The organism is Ramlibacter sp., from assembly GCF_035655895.1.
Classification (GTDB): Bacteria; Pseudomonadota; Gammaproteobacteria; order Burkholderiales; family Burkholderiaceae_C; genus Ramlibacter.
In genome coordinates this window covers 192816-209437 of sequence record NZ_DASRTN010000011.1, presented here as the reverse complement: position 1 = coordinate 209437, position 16622 = coordinate 192816, and the positions used below count along the sequence as shown (strand labels likewise).

Sequence of the window (16622 nt, the reverse complement as noted above, 5' to 3'; positions counted from 1 at the left end):
CCACCGGCGCCGCGCCCGTTCTGGTGCAAGGCCGCCATGGCGGCGTGCCGCATCCCCCGGCGTGGCTGGCGGCCTTCAGGGGTGGCCCGGCGGGGCCGCGCCGGGCCCCCGCGCTGCACTGATCGCCGCCTGCGTCCCACCCCGTCTTCGTCACCACAGGGAAGAAGGCCCATGTCCCCGAGTTCACACTACGTCCGTTGCGCCGGCCTCGAGATCCACTTCACCGAGTGGGGATCGGACCAGCAGGAGACGGTGGTCGCCTGGCACGGCCTGGCGCGCACCGGGCGCGACATGGACGACCTGGCGGCGCACCTGGCGCACCGGTACCGGGTGATCTGCCCGGACACCGTCGGACGCGGGCTGTCCCAGTGGAGCGACGATCCGGGCAGCCAGTACACGCTGGCCTTCTACGCCCGCCTGGCGGCCGATCTGTTCGACCGGCTCGGCATCACGGCGGCGCACTGGGTGGGCACGTCGATGGGCGGCGCCATCGGCACCGTGTGTGCCGGGGGCCTGTCGCAGCCCAGGATGAAGGGCCGCATCCGCAGCCTGGTGCTCAACGACAACGCGCCTCGCCTGGCGCAGGCCGCGCTGGAGCGGATCAAGGCCTACGCCGGCAGCCCGCCGGCCTTCGACACCGTGAGCGAACTCGAGGCCTTCTTCCGGCAGGTCTACAAGCCCTACGGCTGGCTGAGCGACGCGCAATGGCGGCGGCTGACCGAAACCTCGACCCGACGCCTGCCCGACGGGCGGGTGACACCGCACTACGACCCGGCGATGGTGCGGCAGTTCACCGACCACCCGCACGACTACGACCTGTGGGCGCACTACGACGCGATCGACGTGCCCGTGCTGTGCCTGCGCGGGGCGGAATCGGACCTCGTGCTGCCCGACGCGGTGGAAGAGATGTTGCAGCGCGGGCCCGGCGCGCGTGGCCTGGCCCGGGTGGTGGAGATCCCGGGCTGCGGCCATGCGCCGGCCCTGAACGTGCCCGACCAGCTCGAGCTGGTGGCGGGCTTCCTCGATGGCTGCCGCGAAGCCGCGGCGGCCGCACGCGCGCTCAGCGCTGCGCACCCCTAGCCAGGGCGAGCTCGCGGGAGCGTGCCAGTTCCTGCGGCCCCGGCGGCGCCTGGGTCGGCCAGCCGGCCAGGTGCGTGGCGGCGATGCCCGCCAGCGCACGGATCCAGGGTGGCTCGGCGTTCAGGCAGGGGATGTAGTGGAAGACCTTGCCTCCCGAGGTCAGGAACGCGTCGCGGCCTTCCTGCGCGATCTCCTCCAGCGTCTCCAGGCAGTCGCTGGTGAAGCCGGGGCAGGCGACATCGACCCGCTGCACGCCTTTGCGGCCCAGCTCGCGCAACGTCGGCTCGGTGTACGGCTCCAGCCACTTCGCCTTGCCGAAGCGCGACTGGAACGACAGCGTGTAGCGGTCGGCTGCCAGCCCGAGCCGCTGGGCCAGCAGGCGGGCCGTCTTGTGGCATTCGCAGTGGTAAGGGTCGCCCAGGTGCAGCGTGCGCTCCGGCACGCCGTGGAAGCTCATGACGAAGTGGTCGGGCTGGCCGTGCTGCTGCCAGTGGCCGTCGATGCGCGCCGCCAGCGCGTCGATGTAGCCTGGGTCGTCGTGGTAGCGGTGGACGAAGCGCATCTCGGGCACGTGTCGCACGCGCCGGCTCCAGTCCGCGACGTCGTCCACCACGCTGGCGGTGGTGGTGCCCGAGTACTGCGGGTAGGCACTGAGCACGAGGATGCGGGTGGCGCCCTCGGCCTTGAGCGCGTCGAGCTGGGAGGCGATCGAGGGATTGCCGTAGCGCATCCCGTAGCGCACCAGGACGCGGTGGCCGGCTTCGCCCAGGGCCCCCTGCAGCAGCAGCGCCTGGCGCTCGGTCCAGAGCTTGAGCGGCGAACCCTCGGACGTCCAGATGCTCGCGTACTTGGCGGCCGACTTCGAGGATCGCAGCGGCAGGATCACGCCGTGCAGGAGGGGCAGCCAGACGGCCCGGGGGATCTCGACCACGCGCGGGTCGCTCAGGAACTGGCGCAGGTAGCGCCGCACCGCGGCAGGCGTCGGTGCGTCCGGCGTGCCCAGGTTGCAAAGCAGAATGCCCGTGACGGGCGGCTGGCCGTGGGTGAAAGGGGGTTCCGTCCGATAAGGCAAGACCGAAGGCATCCGGTATTCTCGCCTGCATGCTCGACATCTCGCGGGTCAGGGCCATCACGCTGGACCTGGACGACACCCTGTGGCCGATCTGGCCCACCATCGCACGCGCCGAGAAGGCGCTGCACGACTGGCTGTGCCCCCATGCGCCGATGGCGGCCGCACTGTTCGCCAACCCGGCGGCCCTGAGGGAGATCCGCAACCACGTGGCCGAGCAGCGACCGGAGTTGAAGCACGACCTGAGCTCGGTGCGGCGTGAATCGATCCGGCTGGCGCTGTACCGCGCCGGCGAGGATCCGCTGCTGGCCGATCCCGCGTTCGAGGTGTTCTTCGCCGCACGCCAGCAGGTCGACCTGTATGCCGATGCCGGGCCGGCGCTCGAGTTCCTGGCCGGGCGTTATCCGCTGGTCAGCCTGTCCAACGGCAATGCCGACCTGCAGCGCGTGGGCATCGGCCGCTTCTTCCGCGCGGCCCTGTCAGCGCGGGAGTTCGGTGTCGGCAAGCCCGACCCGCGCATCTTCGTGGCGGCCGCCGGCGCGGTCGACGTGCAGCCCGAGCAGGTGCTGCACGTCGGTGACGACGCGACGCTCGACGTGCTGGGCGCGCTCAACGCGGGCATGCAGGCCGTCTGGGTCAACCGGAGCGAGCACCAGTGGCCCTACGAGGAGCAGCCGCACGTCACGGTGACGGACCTCACGCAACTGTGCGACCTGCTGCGCTGAGGCGGCCGACCGCGTCGAGCGCCGAGCGCACCGCGCCCTCCAGCGTCGCCGGGTAGGGGCCTGCCACGTAGTCCCCGCAGGCCAGCAGGCCGTCGGTGATCTCGACCGGCGGGCGCTGCAGCCCCGGCGTGCAGGCGAAGGTCGCGCGCTTCTCGACCACGGTCTTGAGCGCACGCACCCGCCAGCCCAGCGAGCCGGCCTGGTCCACCACCTGTCGCTCGAGGGTCGCCGCATCCGTCCGGCTGGCGCTGACCACCCAGGCCAGCAGGCCCGGGGGTCCGCCCAGCCGGGAGCGGTCGAACACGAACTGGGCCGGCGCGCCCGGGTCGCTGCGCAGTGCCAGCAGCGGCAGGGGCAGGGCGGGGCCGCCGGTGGTGTAGACCGTGGCGATCGCCTCGTGCGCGAGGCCGGCTGCCTGCGCGGCCCAGCCTTGCCCGCAGGCGCCCGCCGATTGCGCCAGGCGCTGCGCATCCCACGGGGGGCAGGCGAGCACCACGGCATCAAAGCTGTCGTCGCCGATGCGCCATCCTCCGGCAGCGCGGGAGAGCGCCTGCACCCGCGATGCGGCGCGGACCTCGGCGCCCTGGGCCTGCAACCAGGAGATCGCCGCGTCCGGAAGCAGGCGTCCGAGGTCCACCCGCGGCAGCAGCAGGTTGGACGCAGCCCCGGGGCCGTCGGCCGGCGCGAACAGGGCGTCGCGCATCACGCGCAGGAACACCTGCGCGCTGGCCCGGTCGGCCTGGATGTTGAGCGCCGAGACGCACAGCGGCTCCACCAGGTCGCGCATCACGGCCGGGCGCAGCCCCGCGCAGAGTTGCGACACCGACAGCTGGGGGGCGCAGCGGAACCGTCGCAGCTGCCAGCCGACCGCATGCCGCAGCAGCGAGACCTTGTCGCGGACCGACCAGCCCCGGGCGCCCGCGATGCCGGCGATCGCATCCCAGGGCGCTGCGCGGTCAGGCAGTGCGAGGCCGTCGCCGTCGGGGAAGCGCAGCGTGAGCGGCAGCCGCTGCAGCGCCTGCGATGGATCCACGCCCACGGTGCGCATCAGGCGCAAGGTCTCGGTGTAGGCGCCGATGAGGATGTGCTGCCCGTTGTCCAGGCGCACCGTTGCGCCGTCCGGGAAGGCGAGCTCCACGGTCCGGGCCCGCCCGCCGAACTGGCGCGTGGCCTCGTGCAAGGTGACGGCGTGGCCCGCTTGCGTCGCCGCCACGGCGGCCGCGAGCCCGGCCCATCCGCCGCCGACGACCGCCAGCTTCAGGGGCGCGGTCAAAGCCGGCCGAGGGCCTGGACCTTCCAGGCCAGCCAGAACTTGCGGACCGGGGTGAGGCTCACGCGCTGGTGCAGCACCTGGAAGCCGTCGCGCTCGATCTCACGCAGCAGGGTGCGGTAGATGCTGGCCATCATCAGCCCGGGTTTCTGGCTGCGGCGGTCCTGCGGCGGCAGCAGGGCCAGGGCCTCGTCGTACAGCCGGTGGGCGCGCTCGGCCTGGAACCGCATCAGCGCCTGGAACCGGTCGGAGTACTGGCGCTTGGTCAGCTCGTGCGCCTTGACGTCGAACTGCTGCAGTTCGCTGATCGGGAGGTAGATCCGGCCGCGCAGCGCGTCTTCACCCACGTCGCGGATGATGTTGGTCAGCTGGAAGGCCAGACCGAGCTTGTGGGCGTAGGCGGTGGTCTGCGGCTGCGTCTGGCCGAAGATGTGCGCGGACACCTCGCCGACGACGCCCGCCACCAGGTGGCAGTAGCGCTCCAGCGACGGGTAGTCGAGGTAGCGGGTCTGCGACAGGTCCATCTGGCAGCCCTCGATCACCGCCTGCAGCTGGCGCTCCTCGAGACCGTAGGCACCGACCGCGGGCATCAGCGCGCGCAGCGCGGGGTGCTGCGCCTGGCCAGCGAAGGCGCGCGCCACCTCGGTACGCCACCAGGCCAGCTTGGTCTGGGCCACACCGGGATCGGTCACTTCGTCGACGACGTCGTCGACCTCGCGGCAGAAGGCATAGAACGCCGTGATCGCCTGGCGGCGCGGCTTGGGCAGGAAGAGGAAGGCGTAGTAGAAGCTGCTGCCGGATGCTGCCGCCTTCTCCTGGACGTATTGCTCCGGGGTCATGTCGCCATTGTCACATCCGCGCGGCGCGCCACAGCACCAGCGGCATGTCGAATGCCCCAAGCGTCGGCCGGGAGTGCAGCGTGTCGAATCCGAGTGCGCCGATCCTGTCGAGGATCCGCAGCCCCCCCTGGACCACGGCCCGCAGTTCCCAGCCGGCGCGGCCCGGCACCCGGTGCACCACCGGGCTTCCTCGCAGCATCAGCGTGCGGGCCCAGGCGCATTCCTCCCGCAACAGTGCGCGGCGCGCCGCCGGCGTTGCGGCTTCGGGATGCGCGGGGTCGATGCCGTGCGCGGCGCAATCGGCATCGGGCAGGTAACGACGTCCGCGCGGCAGGTCCCGGCCCAGGTCCTGCCAGAAGTTGATCAACTGCAGCGCGCTGCAGACCGCGTCGCTCTCGGCCAGCGCCTGCGCATCGCTCACGCCGTACAGGTGCAGCAGCAGGCGGCCGACCGGATTGGCCGAGCGACGGCAGTAGTCCAGGAGTTCGTCGCGATCCGCATAACCGATGGCGTCCCGCGTGCGCACCACGTCCTGCTCGAAGGCACTGAGCAGGTCCAGCAGCAAGGGCGCTGGCAGCCGGTGCCGGCGCATCTCCCGGGCCAAGGGGACGAAGACGTCCGGCCAGCGGTCAGAGGGGGCTGCGCCCTCGGCGCACGCCCGCAGGTCGTCTCGGAACGCGCGGAGGTCGTCCAGCCGCTGCTGGGCAGGCGCGTCGCCCTCGTCGGCCAGGTCGTCGGCCGTTCGGGCGAACCAGTAGATGGCAGCGATCGGGGGCCGCAGGGCCGGCGGGCACAGCCAGGACGCGACGGGGAAGTTCTCGTAGTGGTCGACGGCTCTGGCCGGCAGCGGATGGGTCACGGGGCCCGATTCTCGCTTGACAAGCGCGACCGCCCTCAATAGATTACTAACCAGTCAGTCATTAAAAGAGCTCTCCATGGCGTCCACTTCCAAGGCCCGGCCGTTGGCCCGGTTGCTTCTCCTGTCGTCCGCGGTCGTCCTGGTCGCCTGCTCCAAACCCGCACCGGCGCCGGAGCCGGTGCGCTCGGTCAAGGTGCTGACGGTCGGCGCCAGCAGCTTCCACTCGGGGCGGGAGTTCGCGGGCGAGGTGCGTCCCCGGATCGAGTCGCGCCTGGGGTTCCGGGTGGCCGGCAAGATCGTGCGGCGCCAGGCCGAACTGGGCCAGCGCGTGCGGCCTGGCCAATTGCTTGCCCAGCTTGATGCGCAGGACTACCGGTTGTCGGCCGATGCGGCGCGGGCACAGGTCGCGGCCGCACAGACCAACCGGGACCTCGCGGCGGCCGACTTCAAGCGCTACGCGGCACTGCGCGACCAGAACTTCATCAGCGGCGCCGAACTCGAGCGCCGCGACAGCGCGTTGAAGGCCGCCCAGGCGCAACTCGAACAGGCGCAGGCGCAGCTGGCGGCGCAGAGCAACCAGGCGCGCTACACCGACCTGGTGGCGGACGTGGCGGGTGTCATCACGGCCATCGAGGCCGAACCCGGGCAGGTGGTCTCCGCCGGATCGCCGGTGGTGCGCATCGCGCAGGATGGCCCGCGCGACGTGGTGTTCTCGGTCCCGGAAGACCGGGTCGCCGCCATCCGCCCCGGCTCGCCGGTGGAGGTGCGCGTGTGGGCCGGCGGCACGCTGCAGGGCAAGGTGCGGGAGGTCGCGGCCAGCGCCGATCCGGTGACGCGGACCTATCCGGTGAAGGTGGGCCTGGAAGGCCAGGAGCAGCCGCCGCTGGGCGCGACCGCGTACGTCACCCCGCAGGCCTTGAGCCTGGCAGGCTCGCAGGTGATCAAGCTGCCCACGAGTGCCTTGCGCCAGGAGGGGCAGTCGACGGCGGTCTGGGTGCTCGACAAGGCGACCATGACGGTGCGCTCGCAACCCGTGCAGATCGCCACCGCCGATGGCAACGAGGCCGTCGTGGCGGGCGGCCTGCAGCCCGGCACGCTGGTGGTGTCGGCTGGCGTGCACGTGCTCCAGCCAGGGCAGAAGGTGCGCATCTACGAGGAGAAGACGTCCACCGCGGGTGCATCGGGCCAACCGTCGGCGGTCCCGCCCGGCGGGGTGCGGCCTGTCGCCACCAAGTGAGGGCGCCATGAGCAATGCAGACACCGGCAAGGCCGGCTTCAATCTCTCGCGCTGGGCGCTCGAGCATGCGGCGCTGACGCGCTACCTGATGGTGGTGCTGATGCTGCTGGGCCTGGCGGCGTACTTCCAGCTGGGACAGGACGAGGACCCGCCGTTCACGTTCCGTGCGATGGTGATCCGCACCAACTGGCCCGGCGCGACCGCGCAGCAGGTCGCCGAGCAGGTGACCGACCGCCTCGAGCGCACGCTCCAGGAGGTGCCCTTCGCGGACAAGATCCGCAGCTACTCCAAGCCGGGCGAGTCGCAGATCATCTTCCAGATCAAGGACTCCTCGAAGCCGGGCGACGTGGCGAACGTCTGGTACACGGTCCGCAAGAAGGTCGGCGACATGCGCCTGACGCTGCCGGCCGGCATCCAGGGCCCGTTCTTCAACGACGATTTCGGCGACGTCTATGGCGTGATCTACGCCGTCGAGGCCGATGCGGGCTTCTCGTACGCGGAGCTCAAGGACTTCGCCGACGACGTCCGCCAGCAGCTGCTGCGGGTGCCCGACGTGGCCAAGGTGGAGCTGTTCGGCGTGCAGGACGAGAAGCTGTACGTGGAGGTGTCGCAAAAGCGGCTGGCCCAGCTCGGGCTGGACCTGAACCAGGTGCTGCAGCAGCTTGGCCAGCAGAACGCCGTCGAATCGGCTGGCGCCGTGCAGACACCGCTGGACGTCGTGCAGGTGCGCGTGGGCGGGCAGTTCCAGGCAGTCGAGCAACTGGCCGCGATGCCGGTGCGGGGCAGCTCGGGCAACCAGCTGCGGCTGGGCGACATCGCCGAGATCCGCCGCGGTTACGTCGATCCGCCGGCCGTGAAGGTGCGGCACGGCGGCAAGGACGTGATCGCGCTGGGCGTGTCCATGGCCAAGGGCGGGGACATCATCCGCCTGGGGCAGTCGCTGCGCACTGCCGTGGGGCGCATCGACGATGGCCTGCCGGCGGGCGTGCGGCTGGTGCAACTGCAGGACCAGCCGAAGGCGGTGTCCACCTCGGTCAACGAGTTCGTCCACACGCTGATCGAAGCCGTGGTGATCGTGCTGGCCGTGAGCTTCCTCAGCCTGGGCTTCCACAAGCGTCCCGGTGCCGCGGCCTTGCCGCTGTGGAAGCGCTACTACGTCGACATGCGGCCCGGGTTGGTGGTGGGCATCACCATTCCGCTGGTGCTGGCCGTCACCTTCCTGGCGATGGACTATCTCGGCATCGGCCTGCACAAGATCTCGCTGGGCTCGCTGATCATCGCGCTGGGACTGCTGGTGGACGACGCCATCATTGCCGTCGAGATGATGGTGCGCAAGATGGAGGAGGGCTACGACAAGGTCCGCGCCGCCACCTTCGCCTACGAGGTGACCGCGATGCCGATGCTGACCGGCACCTTGATCACGGCGGCCGGCTTCCTGCCGATCGGCATGGCCCGCTCCACGGTGGGCGAGTACACCTTCGCGATCTTTGCCGTGACGGTGGTGGCGCTGGTGCTCAGCTGGTTGTGCTCGGTGTACTTCGTGCCCTACCTGGGCACGCTGCTGCTCAAGGCCAAACCGGTCACCGGCGAGCACCACGAGCACTTCGACACCGCCTTCTACCGGACCTTCCGGCGCACGGTGGACTGGTGCGTCGAACACCGCTGGCTGACGATCGGCGCGACGCTGCTGCTGTTCGCGCTCGGCATTGCCGGCATGGGCAAGGTGCAGCAGCAGTTCTTCCCCGACTCCAGCCGCCCGGAGATCCTGGTCGACCTGTGGTTCCCCGAAGGCACGTCGTTCGCTGCCAACGAGGAGATGACCCGCCGGGTCGAGCAGCGCCTGCTGCGCGAGCAGGGGGTCACCGCCGTGAGCACCTGGGTCGGCTCCGGCGTCCCGCGCTTCTACCTGCCGCTGGACCAGGTGTTCCCGCAGACCAACGTGTCGCAACTCATCGTCCAGCCGCGCGACCTGAAGCTGCGCGAGTCGCTGCGGGTGCAGTTGCCCACGCTGCTGGCGACCGAGTTCCCCGAGGTGCGCGGCCGGGTCAAGCTGCTGCCGAACGGACCGCCGGTGCCCTATCCGGTGCAGTTCCGCGTGGCCGGCCCGAATCCGGAGGCGCTGCGTGTCCGGGCCGACGAGGTGAAGGCGGCGATGCGCCAGAACCCGAACACCCGCGGGGTCAACGACAACTGGAACGAGTCGGTCAAGGTGCTGCGGCTGGAGGTCGACCAGGCGAAGGCCCGCGCGCTGGGCGTGACCAGCCAGTCGATCGCCCAGGCGGCCCGCACCATCCTCACCGGCACGACCGTGGGGCAGTACCGCGAGGGCGACCGGCTGATCGACATCGTGCTGCGCCAGCCGCTGGACGAGCGCGACGCGATCACCGACCTCGGCAATGCCTATCTGCCCACCGCGTCGGGTCGCTCGATCCCGCTCACGCAGATCGCCCGGGCGGTGTTCGTGTGGGAGCCGGGCGTGATGTGGCGCGAGAACCGTGACTACGCGATCACCGTCCAGGGTGACGTGACCGAGGGGCTGCAGGGAGCGACCGTCACGAACGAGCTGCTGCCAGCGTTGAAGAAGCTGGAGGCCGGCTGGCCCCAGGGCTACCGCATCGAGGTCGCGGGCGCGGTGGAGGAGAGCTCCAAGGGCTCGTCCTCGATCGCCGCCGGCGTGCCGATCATGCTGTTCATCACCTTCACCCTGCTGATGCTGCAGTTGCACAGCTTCAGCCGCGCGTTGCTGGTGTTCCTGACGGGGCCGCTAGGCATCGCCGGCGTTGCCGCCGCGCTGCTGCTGCTGGACCGTCCGTTCGGCTTCGTGGCCCTGCTGGGCGTGATCGCGCTCATGGGCATGATCCAGCGCAATTCGGTGATCCTGATCGACCAGATCGAGCAGGACCGCGCGCGGGGTGTGCCGGCCTGGGAGGCGATCGTCGAATCCGCCGTGCGCCGGCTGCGACCGATCGTGCTGACCGCGGCGGCGGCGGTGCTCGCGATGATTCCGCTGTCACGCTCGGTGTTCTGGGGGCCGATGGCGGTCGCCATCATGGGTGGACTGATCGTGGCCACGGTGCTCACGCTGCTGGCATTGCCGGCCATGTACGCCGCCTGGTTCCGGGTGAAGCGGGACACCCCGGGCGCCGTCGGCGCGCCCGCCAGCCCCGCCGCGGTCCCGCACACCGCCTGACCGGTCCGCCATGGAGCGGCCCGCTTGCGGGACGGCCGACCGTGCAGCTCGAGCTGTGCCGGTCGGCGCGCTCCGGCCCCGTGCGCGCAGGCAGGGCGGCGAAGCGGCTTAGAATCTCGGACTGACCGAATCGGGCGGGCGGCTTCTTCCGGGCCGCCCGCCCTGCTTTTGGCGCGCGCGGGTGGCGAAATTGGTAGACGCACCAGGTTTAGGTCCTGACGCCAGCGATGGTGTGGGGGTTCGAGTCCCCCCCCGCGCACCACAGATTCAAGTAGAGAGAGAAACACCATGGCCGTGACCGTTGAAACCCTCGACAAGCTGGAACGCAAGATCACGCTGACGCTGCCCGTCAATGTGATCCAGTCCGAAGTGGACTCCCGCCTGAAGCGCCTGGCGCGCACCGTGAAGATGGACGGCTTCCGTCCCGGCAAGGTGCCGATGAACGTCGTGGCCCAGCGCTATGGCTACTCGGTGCACTACGAGGTGATGAACGACAAGGTGGGCGAGGCGTTCGCCCAGGCCGCCAACGAAGCCAAGCTGCGCGTGGCCGGCCAGCCGCGCATCACCGAGAAGCAGGAGGCTCCCGAGGGCCAGCTCGCCTTCGACGCGGTGTTCGAGGTGTTTCCCGAGGTCAAGATCGGCGACCTGTCGACCGCCGAGGTGGAGAAGATGACGGCCGACGTCAGCGACGCCGCGATCGACCGCACGCTCGACATCCTGCGCAAGCAGCGCCGTACCTTTGCCCAGCGTCCGCAGGACGCCGCAGCGCAGGACGGCGACCGCGTCACCGTCGACTTCGAGGGCAAGATCGACGGCGAGCCGTTCCAGGGCGGCAAGGCCGAGGACTTCCAGTTCCTGGTCGGCGAAGGCCAGATGCTCAAGGAGTTCGAGGACGCCGTGCGTGGCATGAAGGCCGGTGAGAGCAAGACCTTCCCGCTGGCCTTCCCGGAGGACTACCACGGCAAGGACGTGGCGGGCAAGACGGCCGATTTCCTGGTGACGGTCAAGAAGATCGAGGCGGCGCATCTGCCCGAGGTCGACGGCCAGCTGGCCACCTCGCTGGGCATCGCCGACGGCACCGTCGAGGCCCTGCGCGCAGACATCAAGAAGAACCTCGAGCGCGAAGTCAAGTTCCGCCTGCTGGCCCGCAACAAGCAGGCCGTGATGGACGCGCTGGTCGCCAAGGCCGAACTTGACCTGCCGAACAGCAGCGTGCAGGCCGAGGTCGACCGCATGGTCGAGGGCGCCCGGGCCGACCTGAAGCAGCGCGGCATCAAGGACGCCGACAAGGCTCCGATCCCCGACGATGTGTTCCGTCCGCAGGCCGAGCGCCGCGTGCGACTGGGCCTGGTGGTCGCCGAGCTCGTGCGCGCCAACGACCTGCGGGCCAAGCCGGAGCAGATCCGCGCTCACGTGGAAGAGCTCGCGGCCAGCTACGAGAAGCCCGCGGACGTCGTCCGCTGGTACTACAGCGACAACCAGCGCCTGGCTGAGGTCGAGGCCGTGGTCATCGAGAACAACGTCACCGAGTTCGTGATGTCCAAGGCCCAGGTGAAGGACAAGCCGGTGTCCTTCGAGGAGCTGATGGGCCAGTGACGCGGGCTGCCCGGCGCCAGTGCGCACCGGGCAACCGCTGTCCAGCGGCGTGGCGCGGGCAGGTCTGCCCGGCCGGACGAGGGGGCTTGCGCGGGACTTGCAGTCCCCGGCGCAGGCCCCATCTCTTTTTTGGCTACAGTAAGAGCCGCATTGACGAAAGCCGATTCCCCTCATGAGCGCACTTGATACACAGGCCCTCGGCATGATCCCGATGGTCATCGAGCAGTCCGGCCGCGGCGAGCGGTCGTACGACATCTACTCCCGCCTGCTGCGCGAGCGGGTGGTGTTCCTGGTCGGCCCGGTCAACGACCAGACCGCCAACCTGGTGGTCGCCCAGCTGCTGTTCCTGGAGAGCGAGAACCCCGACAAGGACATCTCGTTCTACATCAACTCCCCGGGCGGCAGCGTGAGCGCCGGCATGGCGATCTACGACACCATGAACTTCATCAAGCCGGACGTGTCGACCTTGTGCACCGGCATGGCCGCGAGCATGGGCGCCTTCCTGCTGTCGGCCGGTGCCAAGGGCAAGCGGTTCTCGCTGCCCAATTCCAAGGTCATGATCCACCAGCCGCTTGGCGGCATGCAGGGCCAGGCCTCGGACATCGAGATCCACGCGAACGAGATCCTGAAGACGCGCGCGACGCTCAACCGGATCCTGGCCGAGAACACCGGCCAGCCGCTCGAGCGCATCGAGCGTGACACCGAGCGGGATTATTTCCTCTCGGCCAACGAGGCCAAGGACTACGGCCTGGTCGACCAGGTCATCGCCAAGCGCCCCTGACGAAGGGGCTTGCCCCAGCTGCCGCGCGGGCTCGACAGCCGGTTGCGGCCCAACAACGGCGTCTCCTCTGACAGGAGGCGCCGTTTGCTCTTTGGGTATCATTGAATTTCCAGTCGCGAGAGGCGCACATCCAATGGCCGAGAAAAAAGGCTCATCCAGCGAGAAAACGCTCTATTGCTCGTTTTGCGGGAAGAGCCAGCACGAGGTGAAGAAGCTCATCGCAGGGCCGTCGGTGTTCATCTGCGACGAGTGCATCGACCTGTGCAACGAAATCATCCGCGACGAGCTTCCTGCGGGTGAGGAGCAGCGCGAGGCGCGCGGCGACCTGCCGACACCCGCCGAGATCAAGGCGAACCTCGACAACTACGTGATCGGCCAGGAGACCGCCAAGCGCGCGCTCTCGGTGGCGGTCTACAACCACTACAAGCGTCTGCGGCACAAGGACAAGGCCAAGAAGGACGAGGTCGAGCTCACCAAGAGCAACATCCTGCTGATCGGGCCGACCGGCTCGGGCAAGACGCTGCTCGCGCAGACCCTCGCCCGGATGCTCGACGTGCCTTTCGTCATGGCCGACGCCACCACGCTCACCGAGGCCGGCTACGTGGGCGAGGACGTCGAGAACATCATCCAGAAGCTGCTGCAGAGCTGCAACTACGAGGTCGAGCGCGCGCAGCGGGGCATCGTGTACATCGACGAGATCGACAAGATCTCGCGCAAGTCGGACAACCCCAGCATCACGCGCGACGTGTCGGGCGAAGGCGTGCAGCAGGCCCTGCTCAAGCTGATCGAAGGCACCATGGCCAGCGTGCCGCCGCAGGGCGGGCGCAAGCACCCGAACCAGGACTTCCTGCAGATCGACACGACCAACATCCTGTTCATCTGCGGCGGGGCCTTCGCCGGGCTGGAGAAGGTCATCGAGCAGCGCACCGAGGGCTCGGGCATCGGCTTCGGCGCGGCGGTCAAGAGCAAGAAGGAGCGCACCCTCACCGATGTGTTCCGTGACGTCGAGCCCGAGGACCTGATCAAGTTCGGCCTCATCCCGGAGCTGGTCGGACGGATGCCGGTGGTGGCGACGCTGGCCGAGCTGTCCGAGGACGCCCTGATCCAGATCCTGACCGAGCCGAAGAACGCCCTGGTCAAGCAATACGCCAAGCTGCTGGCCATGGAAGGCGTCGACCTCGAGATCCGGCCGAACGCGCTGCGGGCCATCGCCCGCAAGGCCCTGGCCCGCAAGACCGGGGCGCGCGGGCTGCGCTCGATCCTCGAGCAGTCGCTGATCGACACCATGTTCGAGCTGCCCAACGCCTCGAACGTGGACAAGGTGGTGGTCGACGAGTCCACCATCGAGGAAAGCAAGCCACCGCTGCTGGTGTACCGCGAGGCGGCCAAGAAGGCCTGAAGGCCGCGACAGAAATCCTCGTGCTTTCCGGCGTTCATCCCGCCCTCGGCTGGCCCGGGCGGGTTGAAAATACCCCTGACCGGTCCATATTCGGCTGGTCACCCTAAGGAGTCCCATGTCCGGACACATTCCGCTTCCCGCCACGCCCCTCGACCTGCCGCTGCTGCCGCTGCGGGACGTCGTGGTGTTCCCCCACATGGTGATCCCGCTGTTCGTCGGCCGCCCCAAGAGCATCAAGGCGCTCGAGGCGGCGATGGAAGCCGAGCGCCGCATCATGCTGGTGGCGCAGAAGGCCGCCGCGAAGGACGAGCCCTCGGTCAACGACATGTTCGAGGTGGGCTGCGTGTCCACCATCCTGCAGATGCTCAAGCTGCCGGACGGCACCGTGAAGGTGCTGGTCGAGGGGCAGCAGCGCGCCCGCGTGAACAAGATCGAGGAAGGCGAGCAGCACTTCGTCGCCAACGTCACGCCGGTGGATGCCGCCGAGCAGGAGAGCAAGTCGAGCGAGATCGAGGCGCTGCGTCGCGCCGTGATGCAGCAGTTCGATCAGTACGTCAAACTGAACAAGAAGATCCCGCCCGAGATCCTGACGTCAATCTCGAGCATCGACGACGCCGGCCGGCTGGCCGACACCATCGCCGCGCACCTGCCGCTCAAGCTCGACAACAAGCAGGTCGTCCTCGACCTGGCCGATATCAAGGGGCGGCTGGAGAACCTGTTCGAGCAGATCGAGCGCGAAGTCGACATCCTCAACGTCGACAAGAAGATCCGCTCGCGCGTGAAGCGCCAGATGGAGAAGAACCAGCGCGACTTCTACCTGAACGAGCAGGTCAAGGCCATCCAGAAGGAGCTGGGCGAGGGCGAGGAAGGCGCCGACATCGAGGAGATCGAGAAGAAGATCAAGTCGGCCAAGATGCCCAAGGACGCCTTGAAGAAGGCGGAGGCCGAGCTCAAGAAGCTCAAGCTGATGTCGCCGATGTCCGCCGAGGCGACCGTCGTGCGCAACTACATCGACGTGCTGACCGGCCTGCCCTGGAGCAAGCGCACCAAGATCAAGCACGACCTGGCCAATGCCGAGGGCGTGCTGAACGAGGACCACTACGGCCTCGAGAAGGTCAAGGACCGCATCCTCGAGTACCTCGCGGTGCAGCAGCGCGTCGACAAGGTGAAGGCCCCGATCCTGTGCCTGGTCGGGCCGCCCGGCGTCGGCAAGACCTCGCTCGGCCAGTCCATCGCCAAGGCCACCGGTCGCAAGTACGTGCGCATGGCGCTGGGTGGCATGCGCGACGAGGCCGAGATCCGCGGGCACCGCCGCACCTACATCGGCGCGCTGCCGGGCAAGGTGCTGCAGTCGCTGTCGAAGGTCGGCACGCGCAATCCGCTGTTCCTGCTGGACGAGATCGACAAGCTGGGCACCGATTTCCGCGGCGATCCGTCGAGCGCCCTGCTCGAGGTGCTCGATCCCGAGCAGAACCACACGTTCGGCGACCATTACGTCGAGGTCGACTTCGACTTGTCCGACGTGATGTTCGTGGCGACCTCGAACTCGATGAACATCCCGCCGGCGCTGCTGGACCGGATGGAGGTGATCCGTCTGTCGGGCTACACCGAGGACGAGAAGACCAACATCGCCATCAAGTACCTGCTGCCCAAGCAGATGAAGAACAACGGCGTGAAGGACGCCGAGCTCGAGGTGACCGAGGACGCGATCCGGGACATCGTGCGCTACTACACACGCGAGGCCGGCGTGCGCTCGCTTGAGCGCGAGCTGTCCAAGATCTGCCGCAAGGTGGTCAAGGGCCTGCAGCTGAAGAAGCTCACGCCCAAGGTCTCGGTCACTGCCGAGAACCTGAACGACTACCTGGGCGTGCGCAAGTTCACCTATGGCCGCGCCGAGAACCAGAACCAGGTGGGGCAGGTGGTGGGCCTTGCGTGGACCGAGGTGGGCGGCGACCTGCTCACCATCGAGGCCGCGCTGATGCCGGGCAAGGGCAACATCCTGCGCACCGGTTCGCTGGGCGACGTGATGAAGGAGTCGGTGGAAGCTGCCCGCACCGTGGTGCGCAGCCGCTCGCGCGGGCTCGGCATCAAGGATGAAGTGTTCGAGAAGAAGGACATGCACATCCACGTGCCCGACGGCGCCACGCCCAAGGACGGCCCGAGCGCCGGTATCGCGATGACCACGGCCATCGTGTCCGCGCTCACCGGCATCCCCGTGCGCAGCGATGTCGCGATGACGGGCGAGATCACGCTGCGCGGCGAGGTCACCGCCATCGGTGGCCTCAAGGAGAAGCTGCTGGCTGCACTGCGTGGCGGCATCCGCACCGTGCTGATCCCGGAAGAGAACGTGAAGGACCTGCAGGACATTCCCGAGAACGTGAAGAGCGGGCTCGAGATCGTTCCGGTGAGATGGATCGACAAGGTGCTCGAAGTTGCGCTCGAGCGCCATCCCGCGCCGCTCACCGACGACGAAACCCAGGCAGCGCCGGCACCGCTCGCGACGACGGAGCGGGACGCCGTGCCGGCCACGAGGCCGACTTCGGTGAAGCACTGAAATTTTTTGGTGCACCGCGAGAG

12 protein-coding genes and 1 tRNA gene are annotated in these 16622 nt (G+C 69.0%); 9 read left to right on the top strand and 4 right to left on the bottom strand.

Going from position 1 to position 16622, the window contains the following annotated elements:
• Positions 1 to 171: 171 nt before the first annotated feature.
• Entirely contained in the window at positions 172 to 1080 is a 909-nt protein-coding gene (locus VFE82_RS13370) for an alpha/beta hydrolase (protein WP_325000811.1), read from the top strand.
• On the opposite strand, the gene hemH is transcribed toward VFE82_RS13370, so the two are convergent.
• Positions 1061 to 2164 (bottom strand): ferrochelatase, encoded by a 1104-nt coding sequence (gene hemH / locus VFE82_RS13365; RefSeq protein WP_325000810.1) that lies wholly within the window; start codon positions 2162 to 2164, stop codon positions 1061 to 1063. The two genes, VFE82_RS13370 and hemH, sit on opposite strands and share 20 nt — an antisense overlap.
• 17 nt (positions 2165 to 2181) lie before the next feature.
• On the opposite strand from hemH, the gene VFE82_RS13360 reads away from it, so the two are divergent.
• The gene (locus VFE82_RS13360) at positions 2182 to 2874 is read left to right on the top strand and encodes an HAD-IA family hydrolase (protein WP_325000809.1); all 693 of its coding nucleotides are present in this window, start codon (positions 2182 to 2184) and stop codon (positions 2872 to 2874) included.
• Here the strand turns inward: VFE82_RS13360 and hpnE are convergent.
• The 3 genes from hpnE to hpnC are packed head-to-tail and all read right to left on the bottom strand — an operon-like array spanning position 2846 to position 5842.
• Positions 2846 to 4147 carry a hydroxysqualene dehydroxylase HpnE gene (gene hpnE, locus VFE82_RS13355; RefSeq protein WP_325000808.1) on the bottom strand — a complete coding sequence of 434 codons (1302 nt, stop codon included), beginning with the start codon at positions 4145 to 4147 and terminating at the stop codon, positions 2846 to 2848. The two genes, VFE82_RS13360 and hpnE, sit on opposite strands and share 29 nt — an antisense overlap.
• Positions 4144 to 4983 carry a presqualene diphosphate synthase HpnD gene (gene hpnD, locus VFE82_RS13350; RefSeq protein ID WP_325000807.1) on the bottom strand — a complete coding sequence of 280 codons (840 nt, stop codon included), beginning with the start codon at positions 4981 to 4983 and terminating at the stop codon, positions 4144 to 4146. The genes hpnE and hpnD overlap by 4 nt, the downstream gene beginning before the upstream one ends.
• Before the next feature lie 10 nt (positions 4984 to 4993).
• The gene (gene hpnC / locus VFE82_RS13345; RefSeq protein WP_325000806.1) at positions 4994 to 5842 is read right to left on the bottom strand and encodes a squalene synthase HpnC; all 849 of its coding nucleotides are present in this window, start codon (positions 5840 to 5842) and stop codon (positions 4994 to 4996) included.
• 76 nt (positions 5843 to 5918) lie between these two features.
• On the opposite strand from hpnC, the gene VFE82_RS13340 reads away from it, so the two are divergent.
• The 7 genes from VFE82_RS13340 (at position 5919) to lon (ending at position 16599) form a co-directional block, all read left to right on the top strand.
• Positions 5919 to 7079 (top strand): efflux RND transporter periplasmic adaptor subunit, encoded by a 1161-nt coding sequence (locus tag VFE82_RS13340; protein WP_325000805.1) that lies wholly within the window; start codon positions 5919 to 5921, stop codon positions 7077 to 7079.
• Positions 7080 to 7086: 7 nt separating this feature from the next.
• The gene (locus tag VFE82_RS13335) at positions 7087 to 10269 is read left to right on the top strand and encodes an efflux RND transporter permease subunit (protein ID WP_325000804.1); all 3183 of its coding nucleotides are present in this window, start codon (positions 7087 to 7089) and stop codon (positions 10267 to 10269) included.
• Between the two features lie 175 nt (positions 10270 to 10444).
• A tRNA-Leu gene (locus tag VFE82_RS13330) sits at positions 10445 to 10531 on the top strand.
• 26 nt (positions 10532 to 10557) lie between these two features.
• Positions 10558 to 11865, top strand: coding sequence for a trigger factor (gene tig, locus VFE82_RS13325; protein WP_325000803.1), 1308 nt, complete (start codon positions 10558 to 10560; stop codon positions 11863 to 11865).
• A 172-nt stretch (positions 11866 to 12037) separates the two neighbouring features.
• A complete protein-coding gene (clpP, locus tag VFE82_RS13320; RefSeq protein ID WP_325000802.1) occupies positions 12038 to 12646 on the top strand; it encodes an ATP-dependent Clp endopeptidase proteolytic subunit ClpP in 609 nt (202 codons plus the stop codon).
• Between the two features lie 133 nt (positions 12647 to 12779).
• Positions 12780 to 14045, top strand: a complete 1266-nt coding sequence (gene clpX, locus VFE82_RS13315) for an ATP-dependent Clp protease ATP-binding subunit ClpX (RefSeq protein WP_325000801.1) — start codon at positions 12780 to 12782, stop codon at positions 14043 to 14045.
• Positions 14046 to 14160: 115 nt separating this feature from the next.
• The gene (gene lon, locus VFE82_RS13310) at positions 14161 to 16599 is read left to right on the top strand and encodes an endopeptidase La (protein WP_325000800.1); all 2439 of its coding nucleotides are present in this window, start codon (positions 14161 to 14163) and stop codon (positions 16597 to 16599) included.
• The last annotated feature ends 23 nt before the right edge of the window (positions 16600 to 16622 follow it).

Bases quoted from the DNA above. Each gene is read 5' to 3' on its own strand.
- clpP (WP_325000802.1), top strand. From the start codon at position 12,038: ATGAGCGCACTTGATACACAGGCCCTCGGCATGATCCCGATGGTCATC.
- VFE82_RS13360 (WP_325000809.1), top strand. From the start codon at position 2,182: ATGCTCGACATCTCGCGGGTCAGGGCCATCACGCTGGACCTGGACGAC.
- tig (WP_325000803.1), top strand. From the start codon at position 10,558: ATGGCCGTGACCGTTGAAACCCTCGACAAGCTGGAACGCAAGATCACG.
- lon (WP_325000800.1), top strand. From the start codon at position 14,161: ATGTCCGGACACATTCCGCTTCCCGCCACGCCCCTCGACCTGCCGCTG.
- VFE82_RS13340 (WP_325000805.1), top strand. From the start codon at position 5,919: ATGGCGTCCACTTCCAAGGCCCGGCCGTTGGCCCGGTTGCTTCTCCTG.
- clpX (WP_325000801.1), top strand. From the start codon at position 12,780: ATGGCCGAGAAAAAAGGCTCATCCAGCGAGAAAACGCTCTATTGCTCG.
- VFE82_RS13335 (WP_325000804.1), top strand. From the start codon at position 7,087: ATGAGCAATGCAGACACCGGCAAGGCCGGCTTCAATCTCTCGCGCTGG.
- VFE82_RS13370 (WP_325000811.1), top strand. From the start codon at position 172: ATGTCCCCGAGTTCACACTACGTCCGTTGCGCCGGCCTCGAGATCCAC.
- hemH (WP_325000810.1), bottom strand. From the start codon at position 2,164: ATGCCTTCGGTCTTGCCTTATCGGACGGAACCCCCTTTCACCCACGGC.
- hpnD (WP_325000807.1), bottom strand. From the start codon at position 4,983: ATGACCCCGGAGCAATACGTCCAGGAGAAGGCGGCAGCATCCGGCAGC.